Source organism: Bacteroidales bacterium, from assembly GCA_018334875.1.
Classification (GTDB): domain Bacteria; phylum Bacteroidota; class Bacteroidia; order Bacteroidales; family UBA12077; genus JAGXLC01.
This window is the reverse complement of the sequence record JAGXLC010000408.1, coordinates 1-3,668: the sequence shown is the minus strand read 5'-3', so window position 1 is coordinate 3,668 and position 3,668 is coordinate 1. Positions and strand designations below refer to the sequence as shown.

Genomic DNA, 3,668 nt, shown 5'->3' with positions numbered 1-3,668 from the left:
CAATGGACCCTCTCTACCTGGGACTTTGCCAAGCAGATCCTCCCCCTGTTGGCCATCGGGGTGCTGATAGCCGGTTTCCTTCTGGGGTCAACCCATGGCGATACCGACATGCCCGGCGTAGTGCCCAATAGATGGGTGGTGAGCCTGGTGGGAGGCAATTCCCTCTTTTCCAACTTCTTTGCCTCCATCGTAGGTGCTTTTATGTATTTTGCTACCCTTACAGAGGTACCTATCCTGCAAGGGCTAATTGGCGCCGGTATGGGCAAAGGTCCGGCATTGGCCCTGTTACTTGCAGGTCCGTCACTTTCCCTGCCCAATATGCTGGTGATACGCGGGGTGATAGGGACCAGGAAAACCCTGGTATATGTTGCTCTCGTAGTGGTTATGGCCACTGCATCAGGATTGATCTTTGGAAGCATGTAAATAATGAAAGATTTAAAATATGCTAAATATTTGTTAAACAGGATTTTTAAACCATTAAAAGATAAAAAAATGAAAAAAAAGATTTATTTACTTAGTTTGCTGCTAATGGGAATATTTGCTTTAAAATCTCAAGCTTATGAAAAATTGTAACATTACAGCAGGATTCATCGGGGGAGGAAGAATAACACGGATCATACTGCAGGCATTGAAGCAAAAGGGAATTCAATGCAAAGAAATAAAAGTATATGATCCCGACTCCCCGCAAATTGGAAAGCTCCAGTCTGTCAATGAGCAGATTAAATCCTTTGAAACCGCGGCAGAAGCTGCAGAAGCTGACCTGGTATTTCTGGCTGTTCATCCGCCGGAGGTCAAAAACAGCCTGGAAGCTATAAAAGATACCATAAAACCGGAAACTGTACTGGTATCTTTAGCTCCAAAAATAAAGATTGACACCTTTAACCAAATCCTGGGAAAAAACTGCCCGGTAATCCGGATGATTCCCAACGCTCCATCGGTTATCAATAAAGGATACAATGTAATAGCCTATTCAAATAGCCTGAGTTTTAAGGAAAATGAGGTGCATCAACAGGTCATTAAACTGCTGGAGGCCCTGGGCGATCTTATTCATGTAGATGATGAAGACAAACTGGAAGCCTATGCTGTTATAACCGGCATGGGACCCACTTACCTGTGGTTTCAGTTGCATGAGCTCTATAAAATAGCCAAGGAATTTGGAATGGAAGATCAGGAAGCCCGGGAGGCCGTCAGCAAGATGGTGAAAGGAAGTGTTGAAACTCTCCTGGAATCCGAACTCGACTTTGATGAGGTGATGGATCTTATACCTTTCCAGCCTTTATCTCAGCACCACGAATCTATTAAGGAACTGTACAGGAGTATATTAACCAACATGCACAATAGATTAAAATAATATAATATAATATGATAAAGTAAACGTAATAATTGATTATATAAAGCAACTATAGAAATTGATAGTGGAAAATTGTAGAACATTTAAGAGTAAAAATTATGCTGGATATTAAAATTATAGGAAAGGGGTGTCCCAATTGCGAAAAATTGGAAAGCCTCTGCAATGAGGTAATCAACGAAGAAAACCTGGATGCTGATATCGACAAGGTAACAGATGTCAATGAATTCGCCGACTACGGGGTGATGATGACACCGGGATTGTATGTGAACGGGAAACTGCTTTCACAGGGAAAGATCCCTGTAAAAAGCACCCTCAAGAAATGGCTTGAAAAAGCTCAGGAGTAATGTCTATGAACCAAACAGATTATCAGGAGACGGCGCTTGCAGGTGCTCCATATTTTCTGGCGGTTTCCCATCCGGCCAGGATCCAGATATTGTTGCATCTGGCAAAATACAAGGGTTGCCGGGCAGGCAGCATATCTGCCCGCCTGCCCCTTGCCAAATCCACCGTTTCGCAACATCTGACCAAACTGAAAAAGATGGGTCTCGTCACCTGCACACGGGAAGAAACCTGTGTCAATTATACCCTCAATGAGCAGGCGTTGGATGAGCTCAGGTCATACTTTGAGGATTTCATGGATACCCTGGACAGGATGCGGGAAAATCGCAGAGAATGTTGCCCGGACGATGAGGAAATGGACTGTGGACTGGAGACCTCGGGATAAAGATCTGAACCAGGAACTTGATTCATTCAAAAACCTTTCCGGTCGCAGGTACTGTCAGGCCTGATGAAAGCCAGGCAAGGAGAATTCAAGAGTAATTTTAAGAATAAGGGTAAAGTTGTTTCTGAATAATCACATAGTAAGAGAATAAAAATCAATGATGAAAAATTTAGTTGTGAAAGAGTCTCCTGAAATTCAGGAATTCAATTTAGAGGGCGTAAGACATATCTCAGCAGAAGACGCTTACGGCTTGTTATCTCAGCAAAGGGCCATCCTGCTCGATGTCCGCGAAAGAGAAGAATATGAGGTGGAGCGCGTAGCCCTGTCGATGGTCTTGCATTATCCCATGCCGAAGGTTATTGACAATATTCAGGAGCTTCCGTCCCATAAACTGATCATTGTCATGGACTCCCTGGGCGAAAGGGGGACAAAAGTAGCCAATTTACTTAACATGCAAGGCTTCGGGCAGGTGGCCAATCTTGATGGAGGGTTGGTACAATGGAAAGCTGGTGGATTCCCTGTGGAGGATATATTGCCTGATGCATGCGATGGTTGCTGCGGCTGCGGATGATGACAGAAAGGCCGCTATCGATCGTCTTACTGTACATACAAAAGAGGGAAGTTCATGGAAAAGAGTGATGTCAAATTGTTGTTTTTCAGTTAAAAAATAACATAATGCTTAACCATACACGGATGTAAAATGAATTAATGTATAATATATTCAAAAAAGAAGCACTATGAACCGACGTAAAGCAATGAAATTAGCTGGGGGTGCCATTATTGGAGGTGGCATCGTTGGTATCTTACCACTTTACAATGCATTCAAACCAAAATACCCCTCAGCAAAAAAGCCCCAAAAACTGGAATACAAAAAAGCTGACCACGATTGGAAGTATGCCCGGTTAAATCCAGCAACAACCGCCGAATTGGCCTACAAACATTACGAAGGCGGAGGCTGCATGTATGCAACTGTTAAAGGTGTACTTTCTCAATTGGCTGAGAAATTTGGCGAGCCCTATGAATCATTCCCCTTTCATATGATGAAGTATGGGCATGGTGGAATTGCCGGTTTTGGAACCCTCTGTGGTGCACTAAACGGGGCAGCAGCGCTTATAGGTTTGTTCGTGGCCGGGAAGGAGATGAAGGATAGTTTGACCACCGGTCTTTTTCGATGGTATGAAAATAAACAACTTCCTGAATTCAAACCCCGAAAACCCATTTTGGATTTCGAACCACCTGGATCTGTTTCCAATTCAATACTTTGCCATGCATCCAACTCAAGCTGGGTGAATGCAACTGGATATGAAATAAAAAGTAAACAGCGTATAGAAAGATGTCGCCGTTTGACCAGCGATGTGGCAGCTCAAACGACGGTCATTCTGAATGAATATTTTAATAATAATTATGTGACGGATGGTCATGACGATGAAACGGTCAGAAAATGCATGACATGCCACGGCAAAGAGGGGAAGTTGGCCAATACCGGGGGAAAGATGAGTTGTACTTCATGTCATACAGAATCAATCGGGCATAAAGTTTTTGCAGAACCCCATTATAAAGTAATGAATGAAAAATAGCGAAATCAGCGTGAGATAA

6 protein-coding genes are annotated in these 3,668 nt (G+C 43.3%); all 6 read left to right on the top strand.

Annotated elements, in window-relative coordinates; genetic code table 11:
* A partial coding sequence (locus KGY70_18915; GenBank protein MBS3777275.1) for a permease occupies nt 1-423 on the top strand: 423 nt, incomplete at its 5' end.
* 136 nt (nt 424-559) lie between these two features.
* Complete coding sequence (locus tag KGY70_18910) at nt 560-1,351, top strand: NAD(P)-binding domain-containing protein (GenBank protein ID MBS3777274.1); 792 nt, start codon at nt 560-562, stop codon at nt 1,349-1,351.
* A gap of 98 nt (nt 1,352-1,449) precedes the next feature.
* Nucleotides 1,450-1,695: a TM0996/MTH895 family glutaredoxin-like protein gene (locus KGY70_18905; GenBank protein ID MBS3777273.1), complete on the top strand. Its 246-nt coding sequence runs from the start codon at nt 1,450-1,452 to the stop codon at nt 1,693-1,695.
* A gap of 5 nt (nt 1,696-1,700) precedes the next feature.
* Nucleotides 1,701-2,075 carry a winged helix-turn-helix transcriptional regulator gene (locus KGY70_18900; protein ID MBS3777272.1) on the top strand — a complete coding sequence of 125 codons (375 nt, stop codon included), beginning with the start codon at nt 1,701-1,703 and terminating at the stop codon, nt 2,073-2,075.
* A gap of 154 nt (nt 2,076-2,229) precedes the next feature.
* The gene (locus KGY70_18895) at nt 2,230-2,643 is read left to right on the top strand and encodes a rhodanese-like domain-containing protein (GenBank protein ID MBS3777271.1); all 414 of its coding nucleotides are present in this window, start codon (nt 2,230-2,232) and stop codon (nt 2,641-2,643) included.
* A 166-nt stretch (nt 2,644-2,809) separates the two neighbouring features.
* Nucleotides 2,810-3,649, top strand: coding sequence for a C_GCAxxG_C_C family protein (locus KGY70_18890; protein ID MBS3777270.1), 840 nt, complete (start codon nt 2,810-2,812; stop codon nt 3,647-3,649).
* The last annotated feature ends 19 nt before the right edge of the window (nt 3,650-3,668 follow it).